Below are 23,864 nucleotides of genomic sequence, written 5' to 3' on the forward strand. Positions count from 1 at the left end.
CAGCCCGGAGCGCACGCCCTCATGTTTCCCCTGGAAATCCAGACCCTCGCGCGCCTGCTGCTGGAAGAGTGCCGCGACCAGCGCCTGCGCATCGTCACCGCCGAAAGCTGCACCGGCGGGCTGGTGTCGGGGGCCCTGTGCACCATCCCCGGCGCCTCGGACGTGCTGGAGCGCGGCTTCGTCACCTATTCCAACCGCGCCAAGCAGGAGATGCTGGGCGTTCCCGGCGACCTGCTGGCCGATGTCGGCGCGGTGTCGGAGCCGGTGGCGCGGATGATGGCCGAGGGGGCGCTGGAGAACAGTAGCGCGCACATTTCTGTGGCGATCACCGGCGTCGCCGGGCCCGGCGGCGGCACGGCGATGAAGCCCGTCGGCCTCGTCCACTTCGCCACGGCGCGCAGCAACCGGGGCATCAAGCATGCGGTCGAGCGATTCGATGGGCCGGACCGGATCGACATCCAGATCGCGGCGGTGATTCAGGCGCTGACGATGTTGCGCGAAGCCATCTAGGAGCAGGAACCGATGGAATTCAGCAAACCGCCCGCCGTGCCGACCGGCGTCTACCCATACCTGACTGTGAAGGGCGGAGCCGCCGCCGTCGCCTTCTACGAGGCGGCCTTCGGGGCGAAGGAACTGTTCCGCAACCTGGGCCAGGACGGGGTGCGCATCATGCACAGCCGGCTGGAGATCAACGGCGACATCGTCATGCTCTCGGACGACTTCAGCGACGCCGGCGCCCCGGCGCCGGCGGGCGTGATGCTGCACCTGCAGGTCGAGGACGCCCGCGCCTGGTTCGACCGGGCCGTCGCCGCGGGGGCCAGCGTGCGGATGCCACTGGAGGACATGTTCTGGGGCGACCGCTACGGGCAGATCACCGACCCGTTCGGCCACAGTTGGTCGATTGGCCAGGCGCTGTAGAACTGCCGAAAATCTTGACTTTTACGGCCTTTTGCGCCTATATGAGGGTTCGCCCGGAGTGCTGGGCACCCACTCCTCCTCATGGGAGGGCTCGCTGCCACATGGAGTCACCTGATCTGGCATAGTCTTATGCATGGCCTCGTCCACACCATCCTGATGAATACCTATTCAACCCTGAGGAGCCTGGCCATGAAAGCACTTTCCAAAATCAAACCTCTTCTTCGTAGCACTCACCGCCTCTTCGGAGAGCCCATGCTCTTCGGCACGATCTCGGCAGCAGCGACCATCTAACGGCCTCAGCGATTTTGCTGAGGCCGTTGTCATATTCGGCGAAGATAGAATTGGGCCGGCCTGGCCGCCAAGTCCCGACTAACCTGCCTACCGCTGCTTGATCGCCGCCCGCCCCAGGTAGATGGCCTGATCGTCCAGCTGCTCCTCGATGCGCAGCAGCTGGTTGTACTTGGCCGTCCGGTCCGACCGCGCCAGGCCGCCGGTCTTGATCTGACCGCAGTTGGTGGCGACGGCCAGGTCGGCGATGGTGTTGTCCTCGGTCTCGCCCGAGCGGTGGCTCATCACGGCCGTGTAGCCGGCGCGGTGGGCCATATCGACGGCGTCCAGCGTTTCGGACAGGGTGCCGATCTGGTTGACCTTGATCAGGATCGAGTTGCCGAGGCCCTTCTCCAGACCCATGGCCAGACGCTTGGGGTTGGTCACGAACAGGTCGTCGCCGACCAGCTGGACCTTGCCGCCCAGCGCGTCGGTGAGCAGCTTCCAGCCTTCGAAATCGTCCTCGGCGCAGCCGTCCTCGATGGTGACGATCGGGTATTTGCCGACCAGGCGCTCGAGGTAGCCGACCATGCCGGCCGGATCGAAGGTCTTGCCCTCCCCTTCCAGCACGTATTGGCCGTTCTTGAAGAACTCGGTGGAGGCGACGTCGAGGCCGAGCACGAAGTCGTCGCCGGCCTTGTAGCCGGCGGTGTCGGCGGCCCGCATGATGAAGTCGAGCATCTCGTCGGCGGTGCCGATGTTGGGGGCGAAGCCGCCCTCGTCGCCGACGTTGGTGTTGTGGCCGGCCTTCTTCAGGCCCGACTTCAGGGCGTGGTAGATCTCGGCGCCCATGCGCAGGCCTTCACGGAAGCTGCCCGCGCCGGTGGGGAGGATCATGAACTCCTGGATATCGACCGGATTGTCGGCGTGCATGCCGCCGTTGATGATGTTCATCATCGGCACCGGCAGAACACGGGCGCTGACGCCGCCGACGTACTTGTAGAGCGGCAGATCGGCGCTGACGGCGGCGGCCTTGGCCGTGGCCAGGGAGACGCCGAGGATGGCATTGGCGCCGAGGCGAGCCTTGTTGGGCGTGCCGTCGAGGCCGATCAGCAGGGTGTCGATACGGCGCTGGTCGCCGGCTTCCATGCCGGACAGGGCGTCGAAGATCTCGCCATTGACGGCGTCGACCGCCTTCTCGACGCCCTTGCCGCCGTAGCGGCTCTTGTCGCCGTCGCGCAGCTCGACCGCCTCATGGGCGCCGGTGGAAGCGCCGGAGGGCACCGCGGCGCGGCCGAAGGAGCCGTCTTCCAGGACCACATCGACTTCGACCGTCGGGTTGCCCCGGCTGTCGAGGATTTCGCGAGCGATGATGTCGATGATTTCGGCCATGGGGGTCCCTTTGCGCGGTTGGCGGGTGCTTAGCCGCCGGGCGGCGTGGGGGCAAGGTTTGGAGCTACTGGCAGCCTTCAATGTACCGGATGGTTTGGTTGCCACCATGGATCGCGCTGACGATCCCGGCCTGGTCGATCTCGAACCTTAGCCCGGCCTCCGACGATCTCCAGACGTAGAGATCGTGCGCCGGAGGGTCCGCGTAGGCTGCGGATTCTCGCTGCGCCGCGTCGCCGTAGACTTCGAGCACCGTGGCTGCCTGATCGCCGACGGTGATCCCCTCGACGGTGGTAAGACCAGGCTCGTAGAGGCTTATGCGGCCGACGCGGCCTCGTTCTTCCAGGATCACGGCGCCGCCGGACCCGAACTGATAGACCTCGCAAACGGCCGGATCGTCATTGCCCCCGGCCTTCAGCGCGCCAGGCGCGGCCATGGACTCGAGCTGCGCGTGCGTCATGCCGACCCTCACCCACCCGAAGGCATCGGGCCCGAGGGCCGGCGGTATCGATAGACTCGGTGGTGGTCCGACCTGCTGGGCCACGGCCGGCGCGGCAAGCAGGGACGTCAGGACCACGACAAGGACGGATGCGCGCATGTCGGGATGAGATCACCGCCTGCGTCGGGTGACAAGCACCCCTGCAGCAAGCTTGACTACCCCTGCGGCGTACGCGCTTGGCTGGCGCCAACAAGGAGAACCCCATGCTGCTGGTCGAGAAGAAAGACGGCATCGCCGTCGTCACCCTGAACCGCCCCGAGGCGATGAATGCGCTGAGTAAGGCGCTGCGCTCGGAACTGTACAAGGCGATGGTCGACATCGACGGCGATCCCGACATCTCGGTGGCGGTGCTGACCGGCGCCGGCACGCGGGCCTTCACCGCCGGCCTGGACCTCAAGGAGCTGGGCTCCGACGCCAAGGCCATGGGTGCCGCCAACGCGGAAGGCGCCGACGAGAACCCGGTTAAGGCCATTGAGCTGTGCACCAAGCCGGTGATCGGAGCGATCAACGGGGTGGCCATCACCGGCGGCTTCGAGGTGGCGCTGGCCTGCGATGTGCTGATCGCCTCGGAGAACGCCCGCTTCGCTGACACCCACGCGCGGGTCGGCATCATGCCGGGCTGGGGGCTGTCGCAGAAGCTGTCGCGGCTGATCGGCGTCTACCGGGCCAAGGAACTGAGCCTGACCGGCAACTTCCTGGATGCGAAGACGGCGGCCGACTGGGGACTGGTCAACCGCGTGGTGCCCGCTGAAGAGCTGATGCCGGCGGCAATGAAGCTGGCGGCGGACATGGCCACCATCCCGGTCGAGACCCTGAGCTTTTACAAGCGTCTGATCGACGACGGCTTCGGCCGCAGTTTCGAGGACGGCATGGCGCTGGAGCACAAGCGGTCCAGCAAGCATAACCGCAAGGTCACGCCGGAAGCGGTCGAGGCGCGTCGCGCGGGTATCCAGGCGCGGGGGCGTGGGCAGTAAGAGGACGGAAGCGGTAGTCCAAATTCTCCGCCCTCCGGGCGGAGGACCGCTTTCGAGCCTTCAAGCGAGAAAGCAGGAGGCGGGCCCACCGGCGTCTGAAGGTTAGCGCGTCGCTGACACGCCGGCGTCCGCGGACACAGCGCACGTCCGCCGGTGGACGTCCCGCCTCCTGGTTTGTCGCTCACGCTCCAAACCTGTCCTCCGCCCTCAGGGCGGAGAGCGAACGCAAAACGCCGCCTGCGCGATGCGCGGGCGGCGTTCGGCAACCTTGCGGTTGGAAAGAGCTAGTCTTCCTTCGGCGTCATGATCTGACGACCGTTGTACATGCCGGTCTTCAGGTCGACGTGGTGCGGACGCCGCATTTCGCCGGTGTCCTTGTCCTCGACGAAGGAGTTGGCGCCCAGGGCGTGGTGCGAACGACGCATGTTGCGCTTGGAGGGCGAGGTTTTGCGTTTGGGAACGGCCATCGAACTATCTCTGCTCGCTGAGCATGAAACGGGTACGGCGGCCGTGGGGCCGCCGCGTGAGCGGGGGTGTATGCCCGATCAGGCTTTCGGATGCAAGTCCGGCCGCGTCAGGGTCAGATAGACACTGTCGACCCAGGTCCCACCGACGTTGAAAGTACGCTCCGCCTGGCCCGTGCGGCTGAATCCAAGGTCTTCCAGCAGGGCCAGGGACGCGGTGTTGCGCGGATCGACGTCGGCGGTGATGGCGGCAAGGTCCAGCGACTGGAAGCCGAAGCCGATGGCGGCCGCCACCGATTCGCGGCCCAGACCTCGGCCCCAGAAGCCCCGGTGCAGGATGTAGCCGATCTCCGGAACCCGCGAGAAGCCGGCGTTGCCGATCATCCGGCCGTCCAGCTCGACCATGAAGTCGCCATGGCTCCCCGCCGCGCTGGACGCCACCATGCGGTCTATCCAGGCCTGGGTCTGGGCCAGGCTCTGGTGCGGCGGCGTCGACCAGTAGGCCATGGCGACCGGGTCGGACAGGATCTCGAACATGGCCTCGGCGTCCTCGGGGACGGGCTGGCGCAGCAGGAGGCGTTCGGTGCGGAAGCTCGGCATGGTCCGCCATCGCATGGCCAGAGGCCCGCGTCACGGGACCTCATCGCCCTGTCAGCCCGATCCACTCCCGGACCGTCCGGTCGCCGTCCAGCAGCCGCACGAACGGCCGGCGGGCGCCGTCCCGCCGAAGGTAGCCGACCTGCAGGGTGGGATCGGCGCCGACCGGGCCCAGCGCGATCACGTCCTCCGGAAAGACCACCAGCGTCTCCGGCCCGGCGTAGACCAGCACACAGCCGGTCCGCTCCTCGACCATGCGCGACCAGGCGCGGATCTGGCTCATGTAGGGCTCGGCGCGCCAGGCGTCCGGCCGGGCCGGATCGACGTCGATGCAGAGATGGCCGCGATCGCGCTCGTCGCGGATCAGGAAGCCGGCGATATCCGGCCGCCAGGCCTCGCCGAGCGCCTCGATGGCCAGCCAGCCGCAGGTGAAGACCCGGCAGGAGCTCGGACGGTCGGGATAGATGCCGCAGCCGGCGCCGAGGTGCCGACAGGGTGTTCCAGCGGCCTTGGAAAGCTCGGGGATGTCGAGGACGGTGCAGCAGAGAGTGCAGGGGCCGCACGACTTCATGCCCCCTGCCCTTCCTAGACCAGCCGGCTCTGCGTCTTCGCCGCGGCGATGAAGCTGGCGAACAGCGGGTGCGGGGCGAAGGGGCGGCTCTTCAGTTCCGGGTGGAACTGTACGCCGATGAACCAGGGATGGTCGGTCCGCTCGACGATCTCGGGCAACACCCCGTCCGGCGACGACCCGGTCATCTTCAGCCCGGCGCCCTCGAAGGCCTCGCGGTAGTTGATGTTGACCTCGTAGCGGTGGCGGTGGCGCTCGCTGATGCTGGTCGAGCCATAGATTTCCGCCACCTTCGAGCCCGGCGTCAGGGTCGCCTCATAGGCGCCCAGGCGCATGGTGCCGCCCAAGTCGTCGCCTTCCTTGCGCTGGACCCGCTGGTTGCCTTGAGTCCATTCGGTCATCAGGCCGACGGCCGGCTCCTCGGTCGGGCCGAACTCGGTGGAGCTGGCGTTCGGCACGCCGGCGCAGTTCCGCAACGCCTCGATCACCGCCATCTGCATCCCGAAGCAGATGCCGAAATAGGGAACGTTGCGTTCCCGGGCGAACTCGGCGGCCAGGATCTTGCCCTCCGCCCCCCGCTCGCCGAAGCCGCCCGGCACCAGGATGCCGTGCACGCCCTCCAGACGCGAGGCGGCCGCTCCGTCCTCGTTCTCGAAGGTCTCGCTCTCCACCCAGTCCAGCTTGACCTTGACCCGGTTGGCGACCCCGCCATGGGCCAGGGCCTCGATGAGGCTTTTGTAGGCGTCCTTCAGCACGGTGTACTTGCCGACCACGGCGATGGTCACCTCGCCGTCCGGATTGACGGTGACCTCGTTGATGGCCTCCCAGCGCGACAGGTCGGGGGCCGGGGCGTCGCCGAGGCCGAAGACATCGAGCACTTCGCGGTCGAGGCCCTCGCGGTGATAGTCGAGCGGCACCGCATAGATGCTGGCGCTGTCCATGGCGGTGACCACGGCGCTGGCGCGCACGTTACAGAACAGGCCGATCTTGCGCTTTTCCTCCGGCGGGATCGGCTGCTCGCAGCGGCACAGCAGGATGTCGGGCTGGATGCCGATCGAGCGCAGTTCCTTGACCGAGTGCTGGGTCGGCTTGGTCTTCATCTCGCCGGCCGTCTTGATGAACGGCAGCAGGGTCAGGTGCACGAAGCAGCTCATCCCGCGCGGCAGTTCCTGGCCCAGTTGGCGGATGGCCTCGAAGAAGGGCAGGCCCTCGATGTCGCCGACCGTGCCGCCGATCTCGACCAGGATGAAGTCGGCCTCGTCGCCGTTCTCGTCGATGGCCGGCGAGAGGACGAACTCCTTGATCTCGTTGGTGACGTGCGGAATCACCTGCACCGTCGCGCCGAGATAGTCGCCGCGGCGCTCCTTCTCGATGATGGTCTTGTAGATCTGCCCGGTGGTGATGTTGTCGGCGCGCCTGGCGCTGACCCCGGTGAACCGCTCGTAGTGGCCCAGATCAAGGTCGGTCTCGGCCCCGTCGTCGGTCACGAAGACCTCGCCGTGCTGATAGGGGGACATCGTCCCCGGATCGACGTTGAGATAGGGATCGAGCTTGCGCAGACGAACCTTGTAGCCGCGTGCTTGCAGCAACGCGCCGAGGGCGGCGGACGCCAGACCTTTTCCGAGGGAAGAGACCACGCCGCCGGTGATGAAAATGTACCGGGCCATGGGAGGTCAGATATAGGCGAGATTCGCGAGGCGCGCGCCCCGCGAAGCCTCAAACCTGTTGATGACTGCTATTTATTTTCCGGCGCGGCCGGAGCCGGGGCCGGAGTCTGCTGCAGCAGGTCGGCCGGCGGCTGGGCCGGCACGGTGATGGCGCCCGGCAGGGCGTCGCTGGACGGCGGCGCTTTCTGGTTCAGCAGGTCGGCCGGGGCCGTCTTGATGCTGTTGGGGTCGATCCGCAGGTTCGAGCCGGCGGGGGCCGGACGATTGGCCGCGCCGATCAGGGTCAGGCTGATCGAGATGGTCAGGAAGACCGCGAACAGGATCCAGGTGATCCGCGTCAGCAGGTCGCCGGTGCCCCGGGCGCTCATGAAGTTCGACGGCCCGCCGCCCATGCCCAGGGCCCCGCCCTCGGACTTCTGAAGCAGCACCGCGCCGATCAGCAGGATGGCGACGACGATATTAACGCACAGCAGGGCGATGGTCAGGAATTGCACGGCGGATCGGTCTCTGGTCGGGGCGGGCCGAAGCGGGCCCGCGAAATGAAGTTGGCCCCTCTAGCACCACGCAGCCGGGCACGCCATAGCTGGGGTCTACCGCGTGGGAGTGCAACGTCCGTGATTCTGGAGACCCAGCGCCTCACCCTCACCCCCCTGGCCCCGGCCGACGCGCCGCTGGTCCACCCGATCATGGCCGATCCGGAGGTCATGGCCCACTGGGACGTGGCCGAGATCGAGGACCCCGACGTCGTCAACCAGGTTCTCGACAGCCAGATGGCGGCCATGGGCGAGGAGCGCGCCTTCTACTGGGCCATGCGGCTGACCGGCGATTCGACCTTCCTGGGGCTCTGCGACCTCTCCGACATCGACTGGCGCCACCACCGCGCCGAGGTCGGCTTCATCCTCGGCAAGGACAGCTGGGGCCAGGGCTATGCCTATGAGGCCATGCAGGCAGTGATGAACTTCGCGGTCACGCAAGGCATCCAGCGGCTCTGGGCGCGCACCCATGTGGGCAACGAGTCGTCGGAGAAGCTGCTGGCCAAGCTCGGCTTCGAACAGGAAGGCTACCTGCGGGGGCACGTGGATCGCGGCGGCGAACGGCGTGATGTGCGGCTGTGGGGGATGCTTTTATGAGTCCTTCTCCCGCTTGTCGGGAGAAGGTGGCGGCCGCAGGCCGACGGATGAGGGCAGCACCGGCCCGTCTGGCTGCGCGCGTTCTGGCACGATTGGCGCTGACGCCCCCTTCAAGGGCCGGCGCTGCCCTCATCCGACCCCTTCGGGGCCACCTTCTCCCGACAAGCGGGAGAAGGGACTCAATATGTCGCGCTATCTCCCCGCCCCCACTTTGCTATTGTCCCCGCTTGTGTGACGAATCTGGACCGCCTCGGGGGCGCGTTCAAACATGGGTGGCAGGTTGACGGTTCAGGCCCGGATTTTGATCGTGGCGCGCGACGACGCGCTGGCCGGGCCGTTGGCCGAGGGGCTGGACCGTCTTGGCTGGCGCACCATCACGGCGCGTGGCCCCTACGCCGCCCTCGCCGCGCTCGGTGACCTGCAGATCGAGGCCGCCATCGTCGATACCGCCAGCGGCGGCGCCGACGCCCTGACCCTGGCGCGGCGCCTCAAGGCCGCCTGCGCCCCGCGCCGCCTGCCGGTCATCGCCATCGGCGACCCCGACCCCCAGCTGGACAGCTTCGCCTTCGACCTGACCCTCGCCCCGCCGCTTCACCCGGCCCAGGCCGTGCTGCGGCTGGAAAGCCTGGTCCGCATGGCCATCGCCGAGGAAGAGTTCGAGCTGCGGCTCGAGACCTTCGCCGACAAGGGCCGCCGGCTGGAGCTGCCCGAGCAGTCGCCTGGCCCCTATCGCATCCTGGCGGTCGGCGAGCCGGCCCCGCAGTTCCTGGCCCTCAGCAACGCCCTGTCCCGCTCGGGCGCCGACGTGGTCGGGGCCTTCACCGCCTTCACCGCCTTCGACTACCTGCATGAGCGGGCCTTCGATTCGGTCGTGCTCTGGGCCGGCGACAACCAGGCCGAGGCGCTGTCGATCGCCGCCGGCATGCGCCGCAACACCCGGCTCTACCACATCCCCGCCCTGCTCTACATGGCGGCCGACAGCTATGTGACCACCTCCGAGGCCTTCCACCGGGGAGTCTCCGACGTCGCGTCCCCGGAAACCCCGGAGACCGAGACGGCCAAGCGGGTCATCGAACTGGCCCGCAGCTATCGCCGCCAGACCGCCATTCGCCGGGCGCTGGAAAAGGCCCGCTCGTCCGGCCTGATGGACGCCGCCACCGGCCTCTTCACCCGCGACCTGTTCGCCGCCCACCTGGTGCGCCTCACCCAGGCCGCCCGCACCCGCAACCGGCCGATGAGCGTCTGCGTCCTGCGCCTCTCCGAGCGCAACGAGGTCACATCGGCCAGGGCCGGCGGCTGGCTGGACCGGGCCATTCCGCAGATCGGCTCGATGATCGGCCGCCTGGTCCGGGCCGAGGACACTGCCGCCCGCCTGGGCCCGGAGGTCTTCGCCCTCGCCCTGCCCGGCACGCCGCAGGCCGCCGGCCGCGCCGCCGCCGAGCGGATCGCCGCCGTCATCGCCTGCACCGCCTTCGAGGCCGGCGAGGGCAAGACCCCCTTCACCGTCGATTTCGACATCGGCGTCGCCCAGATCGAACGGGGCGAAAGCGCCGCCGCCGCCCTGGAGCGGGCCGCCGCCCGCGCCCTGCAGAGAGAAGCCGGATGACAGACGCCGCCCCCGCCGCCGGGCCCCTGAAGATCGACTTCATCGCCGATGTCGTCTGTCCCTGGTGCTACATCGGCTGGGAGCGCCTGAAGCTCGCCCTGGCCCAGCGACCGGACGTGCCGGTCGAGGTGCTGTGGCGCCCCTTCCAGCTGGATCCCGCCATCCCCGAGGAAGGCGTCGACCGGGCCGGCTACATGGCCGCCAAGTTTCCCAACGCCGAGCGCCGGGCCGCGGCCCTGGAAGCCCTCGACAAGGAAGCGGCCAGCGTCGGGCTCAAGCTGAACCTCACCGACATCCCGATCTCGCCCAACACCAACGCCGCCCACCGCCTGATCCGCTGGGCCCAGACCGTCGGCCTGCAGCAGGCGGCGCTGGAAGCGATCATGAAGGCCTATTTCGTCGAGCTGCGCGACATCGGCGACCCCGTCGTGCTGGCCGACATCGCCGAGGCCATCGGCATGGAACGCCAGGTCGTTCTCAAGGCCCTGGCCGAGGGGACCGACAAGGACGCCGTCACCCGCGAACACTACCAGGCCCATCAGGCCGGCGTCAGCGGCGTGCCCTTCACCATCTTCGGTGGCAAGGTCGCCATCTCCGGCGCCGACGTGCCCGAGCGGCTGTGCAAGGCCATCGACAGGGCTTTGGAGGCGGCATGACCCCGCAAGACGGACAGACCTGGGGCCCAATCATCGGCATCGGCGTGGCCGTGGTGATCATGTCGCTGCGCGCCCGCAGCGGCCAGGCCAGACCGATCAACTTCATCACCCTGTGGGTCGTGCCGTTGACGCTGTTCGCGGGTCTCGTCGCGATGACGGCGACCTCGCACCTGCGGGGGCTGGACTACGCCTGGGTCGTCGGCGCCTTCGCCATCGGCGGGGCCCTGGGCTGGCAGCGTGGCCGGATGATGCCGATCCACGTCGACCCGGAGACCGGCAAGCCGATGATCAAGACCTCGGTCGCGGCCCTGGTCTTCATTCTCGGCCTGATGGCCGTGCGCCTGTTGATGCGTCAGGTGCTGCAGGCGGAAGCCGGCGCGCTCCACATCAACCCGCTCCTGGTCACCGACGGCTTCATGGCCCTGGCCGTGGGCCTGCTGGGTGTCTCGCGCATCGAGATGTTCATCCGTGCGAGGCGGTTGATCGCCGAGCACCGCGCGGTGGCGGCCTGAGCCGGTCGATAAACTCTCATACTTTCAAGCACTTACTGAATATGTCTAGACATATTCATCGCACTTTCTCGCGACTTTCCGCCTGAAGCGAGCGTTTGCCGCCCGGCGTTGACAGGCCATGTCACCTGGCCAGCAACATTTGCCGCTCTGGCGCCTACGCCGCACCTACGCCGGCGCCAACATTCCCCGCGTCGCCAGCCATCAGGTTGTCACGTCGATTCAAGGACTTCCGGCAAACACGCCTCTTCCCGGCCCGACAGCCGGGTATAATGGTAGACCGCTTCGATAGCCCCTAGGCCGCCGTCACGATCCCCAGGAAATCCGCCGCCTTCAGCGACGCCCCGCCGACCAAGGCCCCGCCGACCTCACGGGCCTTGAGGATCTCCGCCGCGTTCGAGGGCTTCACCGACCCGCCGTACAGGATCGGCGGCCCCTTGCCCGCCTCGCCGAACACCTCGACCAGCGTCTCCCGGATGGCGACATGCACCTCCTCGATCTGCTCCAGCGTCGGCGTCAGGCCGGTGCCGATGGCCCAGACCGGCTCATAGGCCACCGCGAAGGCCTTGCCGGCCAGCGAAGCCGGCAGGCTGCCACGCACCTGGCCGGTGACGACGCTGAGCGTCTCGCCGGCTTCGCGCTGCTGCAGGGTCTCGCCGACGCAGACGATCGGCTCCAGCCCGGCGCGCAGGGCCGCCTCTGTCTTGGCGGCGACCAGGGCGTCGCTCTCGCCATAGCCGGCGCGGCGTTCGGAGTGGCCGAGGATGACAAGCCCGGCCCCGGCGTCGGCCAGCATCTCGGCCGAGATGTCGCCCGTGAAGGCGCCCGACTCTTCCGCCCGGCAATCCTGGCCGCCGACCTCCACGCCCGTGCCGTTCAGCAGATCAGCCATGCGCGCCACCAGGGTCGCCGGCGGGCACAGGGCCACCCGGCAGGCCGGCGGTTGGGCGTCGACGGCGGCCGAAACCGCCCGCGCCTCGTCCAGCGACAGGCCGAGGCCATTCATCTTCCAGTTTCCGGCGACCAGCGGGCGGGCGGCAGTCATGGGCGGGCGATCTCCCTCAAATTCGTTGGCCGCAACTAGCCGCCCGGCGGCCTGATGTCACGCCAACAATCCGCCGCGCTTGCCTGCTCTGGGAAGGGCCGACTATACCCGCCGTTCACGGCCTCGCACGCCGCCTGTCTCAAAGGTTCAAAAGACCCGATGCTCGCTACGATCAAGAAGCTCATGAAGTCCTGGTTCGCCGCCGTGCTGCTGGGACTGGTCATGATCAGCACGGCCTTCCTGGGCCAGCAGATGGACGTCCTGGGCGCGTTCAGCGGCAACAGCGGCACCTGGGTGGTCAAGGCCGGCTCGCAGACGGTGACGCCCAAGGAGTTCAATTCCCTCTTCGAGCGGATGCGCAAGAACGCCGAGCAGCAGTATCAGCGCCAGATCAGCACCCAGGACGCCATCAAGGGCGGACTGGAGAAGCAGGCGCTCGAAGAACTGATGAGCAGCGAGTCGCTGAACGCCATGCTCAAGAAGATGGGCCTGCGCGCCCCGCAAGCCCTGGTCGACGAGGCCATGAAGCAGCAGCTGGCGCAGTACCCGGGCGTCTTCGACGAGATCACCGGCGAACTGAATCTCGCCGAGCTGGAGAGGCTGCTGACCCAGAACAACCTGGACGTCGAGACCTACCGCAAGGGTCTGGAAGGCTCGATCGTCGAGGCCCAGTTCTTCGGCGCCATGACCGCCGGCTTCAAGGCCCCGCGCATCCTGTCCTCGCTGCAGGGCGCCTACAGTCTGGAAGAGCGCGACCTCGACTACTTCATCGTCACCCCGGCCAGCGTCGGCGCCATTCCCCAGCCCACCGAAGCCGAGATGCAAGCCTTCCTGAAGGAAAACGCCGCCCGGCTGATGCGTCCCGAAATGCGGGTCATCAAGCTGGTCCGCTTCAACGCCGAGGAGTTCAGGAGCAAGGTCACGGCCGATCCGGCCGAGGTCCAGAAGCGCTTCGACTTCCGCAAGGATACGCTGTCGTCGCCCGAGCTGCGCAGCTTCGTGCAGATCCCGGTCAAGAACGCCGGCCAGGCGACCCAGGTCGCGGCTCGCCTGACCAAGGGCGAAGACCCCGCCGCCATCGCCAAGTCGGTCGGCGCCAGCGTGGTCAACAACACCGACAAGCCGAAGTCGGCCATCTTCGACAAGGCCGTCGCCGACGCGGCCTTCCGCCTGCCGGTCGGCGCCGTCAGCGGGGCCTTGCAGGGCGAGCTGGGCCAATCGGTGATCAAGGTCACCGGCATCACCCCGGCCAAGGTCGCCACCCTCGAGGAGCACCGCGCCGAGCTGGAAGCCGACGTCATCAAGTCGGCCGCCGCCAACAAGGCCTATGAGCAGGCCCAGGCCTTCGACAAGGCCCACATCGAAGGAGCCACCCTCGACCAGGCCGCCGCCAAGGTCGGCGCCACGGTCATCACCCTGCCGGCGATGACCGCCCAGGGGCAGTCGGCCGATCCGCGGAACCCGCCCAACCCGAAGATCGTCACCAAGGAAGTGCTGGACACCGCCTTTGGCCTGCCGGCCAATTCCGACAGCACCCTGATCGAGGTGACCGCCGGCGACCAGTTCTTCGTCCGCGTCGAAAAGATCATCCCGCCGTCGCCGCCGGCCCTGGACGAGGTTCGTCCCGAGCTGACCAAGCTGCTCATGGGCCAGAAGCAGGCGCGCCTCATGCAGGCCAAGGCCAAGGATCTGTCGGACCGCGCCCGCAAGGGCGAGAGCCTGGCCGCCGTCGCCGCCTCCGGTGGCTACAAGCTGGTCTCGCTGCCGAAGATGACCCGCCAGGGCGCCCAGCAGCATGAGGCGCTCGGCAACGAGCTGCTGACCACCCTCTTCACCGGCGCCACCGGCCAGGTGTTCACGGCGCCGGTGCAGGGTGAAGGCGGCGGACTGGCCGTGGGCAAGATCGGCGCGATCCGCCCCGGCGACGTCGGCCAGATCGCCCAGGCCACCGAGATGGGCCGCCAGGGCTTCGCCCGCGGCATCTTCCAGGACATCAACACCACCACCCGCGCCTGGGCCAAGGACGAGATCAAGCCCAAGTCCGACCGCGACCGCGCCATCAAGGCTCTGGGTGAAGACCCTGCCGCCTATGCGGAAAAGAAGGACGAGAAGGACAAAGCGAAGGACGCGAAGTCCAAGTGACCCAGCAGGCCGCCCTCGAACCCTCGTTTGATGCGTTTGCGGCGGCCTGGGACGGCGGGCGGCCGCAGGTCGTCTGGACCCGGCTGATCGACGACCTCGAGACGCCGGTCTCGGCCTATCTGAAGATCGCCAGGGCCCGGCCCTACGCCTTCCTGTTCGAAAGCGTCGAGGGCGGGGCATGGCGCGGCCGCTACTCCATCGTCGCCATGAAGCCCGACCTGGTCTGGCGCTGCCGCGGCGACCAGGCCGAGATCGCCGTCGGTGACGATATCGCGGCCGACCGCTTCACGGCCCAGTCCGGCGGCGCCCTCGACAGCCTGCGCGACCTGGTGGCGCAATCGCGGATCGACCTGCCCGCCGGCCTGCCGCCGCCCAGCGCCGGGGTGTTCGGGGCCATCGGTTACGACATGGTGCGGCTGGTCGAACGGCTGCCGAACGTCAATCCAGACCCGCTGGACCTGCCCGACGGGATCATGATCCGCCCGTCGGTGGTGGCCGTCTTCGACGCCATCGCCCAGGAGATCCTGCTGGTCGCCCCGGCCCGGCCCCGGCCCGGCGTCACCGCCAGCCAGGCATGGGACGAGGTTCAGGCGACCCTCTCCGAAGTGCTGGCCGACCTCGAAGGCCCGATGCCCGCCCCGGTTCCCGTCATGACCGCCGGCGAGGTCACCTTCGAACCCGGCGTCAGCCGCAGCCAATACGGCGAGATCGTCGAACGCTGCCGCGACTACATCGAAGCCGGCGACATCTTCCAGGTGGTGCCCAGCCACCGCTTCAGCGCACCCTTTGCGGGCCAGCCCTTTGCCCTCTACCGGTCCCTGCGGCGGACCAACCCCTCGCCCTTCCTGTTCTACCTGAACTTCGGGCCCTTCCAGCTGGTCGGCTCCAGTCCGGAAATCCTCGTCCGTCTGCGCGACAACAAGATCACCATTCGGCCCATCGCCGGGACCCGCCCGCGCGGCGCGACCCCCGAGGAGGACGCCGCGCTGGAAGCCGAACTGCTGGCCGATCCCAAGGAGCGGGCCGAGCACCTGATGCTGCTGGATCTGGGCCGCAACGACGTCGGCCGCGTCGCCCGCCTGCGCGATGACGGCCGCAACGATGACGCCCCGGTCGGCAAGGGGCCGGCGGTCCGCGTCACCCAGAGCTTCTTCATCGAACGCTACAGCCACGTCATGCACATCGTCTCCAACGTGGAGGGCGACGCGCCGGACGGCCTCGACCCGGTCGATGTGCTGATGGCCGCCCTCCCCGCCGGCACCCTGTCGGGCGCGCCGAAGGTGCGGGCGATGGAGATCATCGACGAGATGGAGCTGGTCAAGCGCGGCCTGACCTACGCCGGCGCGGTCGGCTATTTCGGCGCCGACGGCTCGGTCGACACCTGCATCGTGCTGCGCACCGGCCTCGTCAAGGACGGCATGCTCTACGTCCAGGCCGGCGGCGGCGTGGTCGCCGACAGCGACGCCGACGCCGAGTACGACGAAACCCTGCACAAGAGCCGGGCGCTGCGGACGGCGGCGGAAGAGGCCTGGCGGTTCAGGTAGTTACCCGGCCCCACCAAACCGCTCACCCCATTCAGCGACCTGTTCGTCCTCGATCTTCCTGAACAGCACCTCCGGCGCCCGGATCGTCTGCCCCACGGACAGCCGGTCCAGTTCCACCGCCGCCCCGTCCGACGGCCAGGCCAGGGGCCAGCCCTGGTTGAAGGCCTCGGCGATCTTCTCGGCCGCGAACGGGATGAAGGGCGCCGACAGCCGCGCATAGAGGGCCGCCAGGTTCAGCGCCGTGCGCACAACCACCGCCGCCCGCGCCGGGTCGGTCTTGATCGCCGTCCACGGAGCCGCAACCTGCAGATACTCGTTGCCCAGCACCCACAGGGCCCGCAGCGCCTGGGCGGCCTTGCGGACCTCGATGGCCTCCAGCTGCGCGGTCAGGTCGGCGATGCCGGCGTCGATGTCGGCGTAGAGCTTCAGCTCCAGTTCGCCTGGTTCACCGCCGGCCGGCACCACGCCCTCGAACTTGCTCTCGGCGAACTTGGCGATGCGGTTGACGAAATTGCCCAGCACATCCGCCAGGTCCTTGTTCACCGCCGACTGAAACTGCTCCCAGGTGAAGGCGGTGTCGGACCCTTCCGGCGCATTGGCCGTCAGGTACCAGCGCCACAGATCAGGCGGCAGCAGCTCCAGCGCCGTGTCCATGAAGACGCCGCGCTTCTCGCTGGTCGAGAACTTGCCACCGTACCAGTTGAGCCAGTTGAAGGCCTTCAGCCGGTCGACCGTCTTCCAGGGCTCTTCGGAGCCGAGGATGGTGGCCGGGAAACTGACGGTGTGGAAGGCGACGTTGTCCTTGCCCATGAACTGGACGTACTCAGTGTCGCCCGCGCCCTTGTCGGTGCGCCACCAGCGCTCCCAGTCGGTGCCTTCCGACTCGGCCCATTCGACCGTCGCGCCGATGTACTCGATCGGCGCGTCGAACCAGACGTAGAAGACCTTATCCTCGAACCCGGGCCGCGGCAGCCCATCCTTCATCACCGGGATGCCCCAGGCGAGGTCGCGGGTGATGCCGCGGTCGATCAGCCCTTCGTCCAGGTGCTTGTAGGCGATGGACCTGGTCAGGTGCGGCCAGTTGGCGGAATTGGCGTCTACCCAGGCGCGGATGCGGCTCTCCAGCTTGGTCTGCTGCAGATACAGGTGGTTGGTGTCGCGGACCTCGATGTTCCGCGAGCCCGAGATCTTGCTGTAGGGATTGATCAGGTCGACCGGGTCCAGCAGGTTGCCGCAGTTGTCGCACTGATCGCCCCGCGCCTTCTCGAAGCCGCAGTGCGGGCAGGTGCCCTCGACATAGCGGTCGGGCAGGAAGCGGCGGTCATCGACCGAGTAGACCATCTTGTCGGTCCGCTCCTCGATCAGCCCCTTCGATTCCAGCACTTCCGCAAAGTGCTGGGTCAGCCGGTGGTTGGGCGGATTGGAGCTGCGGCCGAACCAGTCGAACGACAGGCCGAAGGCGCGACTGATGTCGTGCTGCAGCTGGTGCTGCTCGTCACAATAGGTGCGCACATCCTGACCGGCCTCGGCGGCGGCCAGTTCGGCGGGGGTGCCGTGCTCGTCCGTGGCGCAGATGTAGAGCACCTCGGCGCCGGCGGCCCGCTTGAAGCGCGCGAAGACGTCGGCGGGCAGCATCGAACCGGCCAGGTTGCCGAGGTGCTTGATCCCGTTGATGTACGGCAGGGCGGAGGTGATCAGAACGCGCGTCATGGGGCGCGGATATAGGCGAGGTCGACGCCGAATGACAGCCATGCGGCGAAACCGCTTAACGCGCGGCCGCTTGGCCCTATAAAAGCCGACAGGGACGATTTGCGGAGGGCGCTATGCTTGGATCGATGACGCGGCGGCTGGCCGTGGCGATGGCGGCGGTTTCAATTCTGGGGCTGGCCGCCTGCGAGGGCGGCGAGAAGGCCAAGAACGACACGCTTAAGATCTACAACTGGTCGGACTACATCGACCCCAAGCTGCTCGAGGAATTCACGGCCGAGACCGGCATCAAGGTCGTCTACGACACCTTCGATTCCAACGAGGTGCTCGAGACCAAGGTTCTGACCGGCGGCACCGGCTACGACATCGTCGCCCCGTCCAACCACCCGCTGCCCCGGTTCATCACGGCCGGCGCGCTGGAGCCGCTGGACTTCGCCAAGCTGCCCAACCGCAAGAACCTGTGGCCCGACCTGATGGCCCGCATGGAGCCCTTCGATCCGGGCGCCAAGTACAGCATCCCCTACATGTGGGGCACGATGGGGATCGGCTACAACAAGGCCGAGTTGGCCAAGCGCCTGCCCGGCGTGGCGCTCGATAGCTGGGCGGTGGTGCTCGACCCTAAGAATCTGGCCAAGCTGAAGGACTGCGGGGTCTATTTCCTCGACGCTTCCGAGGACATGTATGCGGTGACCCTGCATTACATGGGCAAGGACTCCAATTCGAAGAACCCGGCCGACTACGAGGCCGCCACCCAGCTGCTGCTCAAGCTGCGTCCCTCCGTCCGCAAGTTCAACAGCAGCGAGTACATCGAGGCCCTGGCCAATGGCGACGCCTGCGTGGTTGTCGGCTACAGCGGCGACATCCTGCAGGCGCGGGATCGGGCCGATGAGGTCAAGAAGGGCGTCGAGGTCGGCTACTTCATTCCCAAGGAAGGCAGCCAGGTCTGGTTCGACACCTTCGCCATTCCCGCGGACGCCCCGAACAAGGAAGCGGCCTACAAGTTCCTCGACTTCATGATGCGGCCGGAGATCATCGCCCGCGCCTCCAACTCGACCAACTATGCCAACGCCAACCTGCCGGCGACCCAGCTGGTCAAGGCCGAGGTGCGTGACGACCCCAACGTCTATCCGACCCAGGAGGTCTTCAACCGCCTGTTCGTGACGACGACCAAGGATCAGGCCCTGGTCAAGGTCGTCAACCGCGAGTGGACCAAGGTTCGCGACGGTCAATGAGCGGTCCTGCCCAGACCCCTGCCAAAGGGGGCCGGCCCGCAAAGGGGAACGGCAAACGCCTGAACATCGGGGCCGTCCGGTCCAGCTTCGCGCCGTGGAACGATCCGGCCGCCACGCCGCTGGTCCGTTTCCAGGGCGTCAGCAAGCGGTTCGGCGACCAGACGGCGGTCAACGACGTCTCGCTGGACATCTATCCGGGGGAATTCTTCGCCCTGCTCGGCCCCTCGGGCTGCGGCAAGACCACCCTGATGCGCATGCTGGCCGGCTTTGAGAGCCCGAACGCTGGGACCATCACCCTGGCCGGGCAGGACCTGGCCGGGATCCCGCCACACAAGCGGCCGGTGAACATGATGTTCCAGTCCTATGCGCTGTTCCCGCACCTGACCGTCGAGCAGAACATTGCCTTCGGCCTCAAGCAGGAGGGCCTGCCCAAGGCTGAGATCGCCGCCCGCGTCGTCGAGATGCTGGAGCTGGTCAAGCTGCGACCCTTCGCCCGTCGCAAGCCGGACCAGCTCAGCGGCGGCCAGAAGCAACGGGTCGCCCTGGCCCGCGCCGTGGCCCGCAAGCCGCAGATGCTGCTGCTCGACGAGCCGCTCGGCGCCCTCGACAAGAAGCTGCGCGAGGAGACCCAGTTCGAGCTGATGGACCTGCAGGTCGAGCTCGGCATGACCTTCCTGATCGTCACCCATGACCAGGAAGAAGCCATGGTCATGGCCGACCGCATCGCCGTCATGCGCGAAGGCGAGATCGCCCAGATCGGCCGTCCGGAAGAGGTCTACGAGACCCCGGCCAACCGCTACGTGGCCGAGTTCCTCGGCGACGTGAACCTGTTCGAGGCCAAGGTCAGCGGTATCGAGCACCCGATGGCCCGCCTCGCGGCCGCCGGCGCCCCGGACGGGTTCTTCGTCCTCGATGACGACTGCCCGCCGGCAGGAACGGCGGTAAACCTCGCCGTCCGTCCCGAGAAGATGCGCATCAGCCTGGAGCCGCCGCCGGTCGGGACGCACAATGTCCTCTCTGGTGAGATCTGGGACATCGGCTACACGGGCGACTGGACCAACTACATCGTCGAGCTGCCGGGCGAGAAGCTGATCCGGGTCGCCAAGGCCAACGCCAGCCGTATCGTCGAGCGGCCCATCGGCTGGGACGACAAGGTCTTCGTGACCTTCGCCGACGACGCCGGCGTGGTGTTGGTCTCGTGAGGCCTCCCAGGACCGCGGTCAGCTGGCCGAAGCTGTCGGCGCTGATCCCCTACGCCTGGCTGCTGGTCTTCTTCGCCCTGCCCTTCCTGATGGTGTTCCGGCTGTCGCTGTCCGACAGCGCCCTGTCGATCCCGCCCTATAAGCCGCAGATCGACTGGAGCGCGGGGATCGACGGCATCAAGGCCTTCTTCGGCGGGCTGGACTTCGACGCCTACAAGCAGCTGGGCAGCGACAGCCTCTACGCCAAGTCCTACATCTCAAGCCTGCGGTTCGCCGCCGAGGGCACGATCCTCGCCCTGCTGGTCGGCTATCCGATGGCCTATGGGATGGCCCGCTGCAAACCGTCGACCCGCAGCCTGCTGCTCATGCTGGTCATCCTGCCGTTCTGGACCAGCTTCCTGATCCGGGTCTACGCCTGGGTCGGCATCCTCAAGCCCGAAGGCCTGCTCAACGCTGGCCTCGCCCTCGTCGGCATCCCGCCGACCGATCTCCTGTATACCCCGGCCGCGGTGCAGATCGGGCTGGTCTACAGCTACCTGCCTTTCATGGTGCTGCCGCTGTACGCCGCCCTGGAGAAGATGGACTACACCCTGCTCGAGGCCGCCGCCGACCTCGGCTCGCCGCCCTGGAAGAGCTTCTGGCAGGTGACCTTCCCGCTCTCCATTCCCGGCGTCATCGCCGGCTGCCTGCTCTGCTTCATCCCCATGGTCGGCGAGTTCGTCATTCCCGACCTGCTGGGCGGCCCCGGCTCGCTGATGATCGGCCGCTCGATCTGGATGGAGTTCTTCGCCAACCGCGACTGGCCGTTTGCCTCGGCGGTGGCCGTGGTCTTGCTGCTGACCCTGGTCGTCCCGATCGTCCTGTATCAGCGCCAGCAGGTGAAGGCCCTGGAGGCAGGCGCATGAGGCGCGGCCCATCCCCTTTCAACCTGGTCAGCCTGACCGTCGGGTTCGCCTTCCTCTACCTGCCGATCCTGCTGCTGGTGGTCTGGTCGTTCAACGCCAGCAAGCTGGTCACTGTCTGGGGCGGCTTCTCGACCAAATGGTACGGCGCCCTGTTTCAGAACGAACAGCTGATGGCCGCCGCCTGGGTCACCCTGCGCGTCGGCCTGATCAGCGCCACCCTGGCGACCATCCTTGGAACCCTCGCCGCCGTCGCCCTGACCCGCCACGGCCGCTTCCGGGGCCGGACGCTGTTCTCGGGCATGAGCTACGCCCCGCTGGTCATGCCCGAGGTCATCATGGGTCTCAGCCTGCTGCTGCTGTTCGTCGCCCTGAAGATCGACCGCGGCTTCCTGACGGTGACTCTCGCCCACACCACCCTGACCATGGCCTACGTCGCCGTGGTCGTGCAGTCGCGCCTGGCCACCTTCGACACGGCGCTGGAAGAGGCGGCGCAGGATCTCGGCTGCACCCCGACCCGGGCCTTCTGGCAGGTCACCTTGCCGAACATTTTTCCGGCGATCCTGGCCGGCTGGATGCTGGCCTTCACCCTGTCGCTCGACGACCTGGTCATCGCCAGCTTCACCAGCGGCCCCGGCGCCACCACCCTGCCGATGCGCATCTACAGCCAGGTTCGCCTGGGCGTATCGCCGGAGATCAACGCCGTCTGCACCCTGCTGATCGGCATCGTCGCCGTCGGGGTGATCTGCTGGTCGATCGGGAGCAAATGGCGGGCCCGGGCCCTGCCGGCGACCTGAGCGCTATTTCTTTTCCAGAAGCAGCTGGCCCTGCTTCTGGACCTTGTCCCTGACCTTGCCAGCCAGCATGCCGAGAATGCCCGGCAGCACAATGTCGATCCTGATCTCCCGGTCCATCACATGCAGCGCGCCGGTGATCGTCTGGCCCATGGCCACGGCCGTGAAGTTCATGGTGTCGCCGTTCCAGGTCTTGTCCACCTTCGCCTGTCCGCCGCCGGCCAGCTGTTGTTCGATCTTGCCGAAGCCCTCCTCGATACGCCGGCGCGCCTCGGCCTGGCCCAGTTGATGCGGAAGGTTGATGGTCAGGGGCTTGGACATCGAAGCGGTCTTTCAGGCTGGACGGATGGCGCGGTTTATCGCATGTGGGCGCCCTCGCTTGCACCTACAAGCACGCCGGCTTAGCTCAGCGGTAGAGCAGCGGTTTTGTAAACCGAAGGTCGCGGGTTCAATCCCTGCAGCCGGCACCAGGTCTAGTGACGCAGTTGAGCCCCGCCGCCGAGGCTCCAGATCAGCGCATCGACGTTGGCGACCAGCCGCTTGAATAGCCTGCGCATGACGACCCTCCTGGCCCGGGAAATCCGGCGGTCGAGGGTCAAACGTTAACGACGAACATTGGTTTCATCGGCCAGGCGGCTGACAAAGCCCGGCCGCCTGCTATGGACAGCCCATGACCAGCTCCATCCGTGTCTTCATCGACGCCGACGCCTGTCCCGTGAAGGACGAGACCTACAAGGTGGCCGGCCGCTATGGCCTGAAGACCTTTGTCGTCGCCAACAGCTTCATGATGGTCCCGCAGTCGCCGCTGATCGAGCGGGTCATCGTCGACGCCGGCCCCGATGTCGCCGACGCCTGGATCGCCGAGCGCTGCGGGCCCCGCGACATCGTCATCACCAACGACATTCCCCTGGCCGACCTCTGCCTGAAGGCCGGGGCCCAGGTGCTGAAACCGACGGGCCGCCCCTTCACCGCCGACAGCATCGGCTCGGCCCTGGCCACCCGCTCGATCATGGAACACATCCGCTCGACCGGCGAGATCACCGGCGGCCCGGCGCCGTTCGGGCGCGAGGACAGGTCCCGCTACCTGCAGGCCCTGGACCAGGCCGTGAACATCGCCAGACGCCGGGCATGAACCCGGTTTGTTTCCCGCCGTGGTCGTGTAGTCTCGCGTAAGCACATTTCAGGGGGTTGCGATGGCTCAGCAGGCCACATTCGATCTAGGTCAGGCGATGGCGCGCGCCGCGCGCATCGTCCAGAACAATTTCCTCGTCTTCAGCGCGCTCATCGTCGTCGTCAGCATCGTCATGTTCGTGATCCAGATGATCGGCATCATGGGCTTCGGGATGGCGAACTTCGCGGCCATGGCGGCGTCCGACGGACAGCCGAGTTTCGGGCCCGGCGTTATCGGCATGGTCCTGGTCATCATGGTGGTGGCCTTCATCTCGATGGGCTTCACCCAGGCGCTGATGGCGCATGGCGCCGCCTGCGACCTCGAAGGCCGCAAGGCGACCTTCTCGGAGTCCTGGTCCGTCGGCTTCCGGCATTGCCTGCCTGTCGCGGCGATCATGCTGATGACCTCGATCATGGTGATGTTCGGCACGATCTTCCTGATCATTCCGGGGATCATTCTGGGGGTCTTCTTCAGCATGTCGGCGCCCGCCCAGGTCATCGACAAGCTGGGCGTCTTCGAGGCCATGGGGGCCAGCGTGAAGATCAGCGAGGGTAATCGCTGGATGCTGTTCGCCTACTATCTGGTGACCTTCATCATCCTCTACGCCGTGATTATCATCGCCTACCTGCTGGTCATGGGCATGTTCGGCGGGGCCTTCCTGGCGGCCGGGGGCCAGGGCGGCACGCCGGAATTCACCGGCGGCATGGTGGTCGCGGCGATCCTCTATTTCCTCTTCATCCTGGCGTTCAGCATCATCGTGCCTCAGGTCACCGGCGTGATTCCGGCGGCGGCCTACGCGCAACTCAAGTCGAGCACAGGCGATCGTCAGGCCGCCAGCACCTTCGACTGACCGGGCCGACTGGCGGATCATGGCGGCGCGG

26 protein-coding genes and 1 tRNA gene are annotated in these 23,864 nt (G+C 67.4%); 16 read left to right on the forward strand and 11 right to left on the reverse strand.

The genetic code is table 11. The annotated features are described in order from the left end of the window. Nucleotides 1-21 precede the first annotated feature (21 nt). Nucleotides 22-510, forward strand: a complete 489-nt coding sequence (locus O5I81_RS11605) for a CinA family protein (protein WP_271065037.1) — start codon at nt 22-24, stop codon at nt 508-510. Nucleotides 511-522: 12 nt separating this feature from the next. Then, nucleotides 523-918, forward strand: a complete 396-nt coding sequence (locus tag O5I81_RS11610) for a VOC family protein (protein ID WP_271065038.1) — start codon at nt 523-525, stop codon at nt 916-918. Nucleotides 919-1,296: 378 nt separating this feature from the next. On the opposite strand, the gene eno is transcribed toward O5I81_RS11610, so the two are convergent. Together eno and O5I81_RS11620 are read right to left on the reverse strand one after the other, a co-directional pair. Then, a complete protein-coding gene (gene eno, locus O5I81_RS11615) occupies nt 1,297-2,577 on the reverse strand; it encodes a phosphopyruvate hydratase (protein ID WP_271065039.1) in 1,281 nt (426 codons plus the stop codon). 64 nt (nt 2,578-2,641) lie between these two features. Further along, entirely contained in the window at nt 2,642-3,034 is a 393-nt protein-coding gene (locus tag O5I81_RS11620; RefSeq protein WP_271065041.1) for a hypothetical protein, read from the reverse strand. A 242-nt stretch (nt 3,035-3,276) separates the two neighbouring features. Here O5I81_RS11620 and O5I81_RS11625 point away from each other — a divergent pair, with 242 nt between their 5' ends. After that, nucleotides 3,277-4,047, forward strand: a complete 771-nt coding sequence (locus tag O5I81_RS11625; RefSeq protein ID WP_271065042.1) for an enoyl-CoA hydratase — start codon at nt 3,277-3,279, stop codon at nt 4,045-4,047. A gap of 284 nt (nt 4,048-4,331) precedes the next feature. Here the strand turns inward: O5I81_RS11625 and rpmF are convergent, their stop codons facing one another. From rpmF to secG, 5 genes are all read right to left on the reverse strand, one after another. Continuing rightward, on the reverse strand, nt 4,332-4,514 hold the full coding sequence (gene rpmF, locus O5I81_RS11630) for a 50S ribosomal protein L32 (protein ID WP_271065044.1): 183 nt from the start codon (nt 4,512-4,514) through the stop codon (nt 4,332-4,334). Nucleotides 4,515-4,592: 78 nt separating this feature from the next. Then, the gene (locus O5I81_RS11635) at nt 4,593-5,111 is read right to left on the reverse strand and encodes a GNAT family protein (protein ID WP_271065045.1); all 519 of its coding nucleotides are present in this window, start codon (nt 5,109-5,111) and stop codon (nt 4,593-4,595) included. A 40-nt stretch (nt 5,112-5,151) separates the two neighbouring features. Next, nucleotides 5,152-5,679: a YkgJ family cysteine cluster protein gene (locus tag O5I81_RS11640; RefSeq protein WP_271065047.1), complete on the reverse strand. Its 528-nt coding sequence runs from the start codon at nt 5,677-5,679 to the stop codon at nt 5,152-5,154. A gap of 14 nt (nt 5,680-5,693) precedes the next feature. After that, nucleotides 5,694-7,343 carry a CTP synthase gene (locus O5I81_RS11645; RefSeq protein WP_271065048.1) on the reverse strand — a complete coding sequence of 550 codons (1,650 nt, stop codon included), beginning with the start codon at nt 7,341-7,343 and terminating at the stop codon, nt 5,694-5,696. 68 nt (nt 7,344-7,411) lie between these two features. Next, complete coding sequence (gene secG, locus O5I81_RS11650) at nt 7,412-7,837, reverse strand: preprotein translocase subunit SecG (RefSeq protein WP_271065049.1); 426 nt, start codon at nt 7,835-7,837, stop codon at nt 7,412-7,414. A gap of 120 nt (nt 7,838-7,957) precedes the next feature. On the opposite strand from secG, the gene O5I81_RS11655 reads away from it, so the two are divergent. The 4 genes from O5I81_RS11655 (at nt 7,958) to O5I81_RS11670 (ending at nt 11,247) form a co-directional block, all read left to right on the forward strand. Further along, a complete protein-coding gene (locus tag O5I81_RS11655; RefSeq protein ID WP_271065051.1) occupies nt 7,958-8,473 on the forward strand; it encodes a GNAT family N-acetyltransferase in 516 nt (171 codons plus the stop codon). Between the two features lie 280 nt (nt 8,474-8,753). After that, complete coding sequence (locus tag O5I81_RS11660) at nt 8,754-10,079, forward strand: diguanylate cyclase (RefSeq protein WP_271065052.1); 1,326 nt, start codon at nt 8,754-8,756, stop codon at nt 10,077-10,079. Further along, the gene (locus O5I81_RS11665; RefSeq protein ID WP_271065053.1) at nt 10,076-10,735 is read left to right on the forward strand and encodes a DsbA family oxidoreductase; all 660 of its coding nucleotides are present in this window, start codon (nt 10,076-10,078) and stop codon (nt 10,733-10,735) included. The genes O5I81_RS11660 and O5I81_RS11665 overlap by 4 nt, the downstream gene beginning before the upstream one ends. Beyond that, entirely contained in the window at nt 10,732-11,247 is a 516-nt protein-coding gene (locus O5I81_RS11670) for a CcdC protein domain-containing protein (RefSeq protein ID WP_271065054.1), read from the forward strand. Before O5I81_RS11665 ends, O5I81_RS11670 begins: the two co-directional genes overlap by 4 nt. 292 nt (nt 11,248-11,539) lie before the next feature. On the opposite strand, the gene tpiA is transcribed toward O5I81_RS11670, so the two are convergent. After that, nucleotides 11,540-12,289: a triose-phosphate isomerase gene (gene tpiA / locus O5I81_RS11675; protein WP_271065056.1), complete on the reverse strand. Its 750-nt coding sequence runs from the start codon at nt 12,287-12,289 to the stop codon at nt 11,540-11,542. Between the two features lie 159 nt (nt 12,290-12,448). Between tpiA and O5I81_RS11680 the strand changes: the two genes are divergently transcribed. Both O5I81_RS11680 and trpE read left to right on the forward strand, forming a co-directional pair. Beyond that, complete coding sequence (locus O5I81_RS11680) at nt 12,449-14,431, forward strand: peptidylprolyl isomerase (RefSeq protein ID WP_271065057.1); 1,983 nt, start codon at nt 12,449-12,451, stop codon at nt 14,429-14,431. Further along, a complete protein-coding gene (gene trpE, locus O5I81_RS11685; protein WP_271065058.1) occupies nt 14,428-15,975 on the forward strand; it encodes an anthranilate synthase component I in 1,548 nt (515 codons plus the stop codon). The genes O5I81_RS11680 and trpE overlap by 4 nt, the downstream gene beginning before the upstream one ends. Here the strand turns inward: trpE and metG are convergent, their stop codons facing one another. Continuing rightward, complete coding sequence (gene metG, locus O5I81_RS11690; RefSeq protein ID WP_271065059.1) at nt 15,976-17,685, reverse strand: methionine--tRNA ligase; 1,710 nt, start codon at nt 17,683-17,685, stop codon at nt 15,976-15,978. A 113-nt stretch (nt 17,686-17,798) separates the two neighbouring features. Between metG and O5I81_RS11695 the strand changes: the two genes are divergently transcribed. From O5I81_RS11695 to O5I81_RS11710, 4 genes are read left to right on the forward strand one after another with little or no spacing between them, the layout of a single operon-like run. Then, on the forward strand, nt 17,799-18,914 hold the full coding sequence (locus tag O5I81_RS11695; protein ID WP_271065060.1) for a polyamine ABC transporter substrate-binding protein: 1,116 nt from the start codon (nt 17,799-17,801) through the stop codon (nt 18,912-18,914). After that, a complete protein-coding gene (locus tag O5I81_RS11700) occupies nt 18,911-20,116 on the forward strand; it encodes an ABC transporter ATP-binding protein (protein WP_271065061.1) in 1,206 nt (401 codons plus the stop codon). The genes O5I81_RS11695 and O5I81_RS11700 overlap by 4 nt, the downstream gene beginning before the upstream one ends. Further along, nucleotides 20,113-21,021 carry an ABC transporter permease subunit gene (locus O5I81_RS11705; protein WP_271065062.1) on the forward strand — a complete coding sequence of 303 codons (909 nt, stop codon included), beginning with the start codon at nt 20,113-20,115 and terminating at the stop codon, nt 21,019-21,021. Before O5I81_RS11700 ends, O5I81_RS11705 begins: the two co-directional genes overlap by 4 nt. Then, nucleotides 21,018-21,815, forward strand: a complete 798-nt coding sequence (locus tag O5I81_RS11710) for an ABC transporter permease (protein WP_271065063.1) — start codon at nt 21,018-21,020, stop codon at nt 21,813-21,815. Before O5I81_RS11705 ends, O5I81_RS11710 begins: the two co-directional genes overlap by 4 nt. Nucleotides 21,816-21,818: 3 nt before the next feature. Here O5I81_RS11710 and O5I81_RS11715 read toward each other — a convergent pair whose 3' ends face one another. Continuing rightward, nucleotides 21,819-22,133, reverse strand: coding sequence for a polyhydroxyalkanoic acid system family protein (locus O5I81_RS11715; RefSeq protein ID WP_271065064.1), 315 nt, complete (start codon nt 22,131-22,133; stop codon nt 21,819-21,821). A 74-nt stretch (nt 22,134-22,207) separates the two neighbouring features. On the opposite strand from O5I81_RS11715, the gene O5I81_RS11720 reads away from it, so the two are divergent. Beyond that, nucleotides 22,208-22,282, forward strand: a tRNA-Thr gene (locus tag O5I81_RS11720). A gap of 3 nt (nt 22,283-22,285) precedes the next feature. On the opposite strand, the gene O5I81_RS11725 is transcribed toward O5I81_RS11720, so the two are convergent. Continuing rightward, entirely contained in the window at nt 22,286-22,411 is a 126-nt protein-coding gene (locus O5I81_RS11725) for a hypothetical protein (RefSeq protein WP_271065065.1), read from the reverse strand. Between the two features lie 71 nt (nt 22,412-22,482). Between O5I81_RS11725 and O5I81_RS11730 the strand changes: the two genes are divergently transcribed. Both O5I81_RS11730 and O5I81_RS11735 read left to right on the forward strand, forming a co-directional pair. Further along, nucleotides 22,483-22,944: a YaiI/YqxD family protein gene (locus tag O5I81_RS11730; protein WP_271065066.1), complete on the forward strand. Its 462-nt coding sequence runs from the start codon at nt 22,483-22,485 to the stop codon at nt 22,942-22,944. 97 nt (nt 22,945-23,041) lie between these two features. Further along, on the forward strand, nt 23,042-23,833 hold the full coding sequence (locus tag O5I81_RS11735) for a hypothetical protein (RefSeq protein WP_271065067.1): 792 nt from the start codon (nt 23,042-23,044) through the stop codon (nt 23,831-23,833). The last annotated feature ends 31 nt before the right edge of the window (nt 23,834-23,864 follow it).

This window comes from Caulobacter sp. NIBR1757, assembly GCF_027912495.1.
Classification (GTDB): Bacteria; Pseudomonadota; Alphaproteobacteria; order Caulobacterales; family Caulobacteraceae; genus Caulobacter.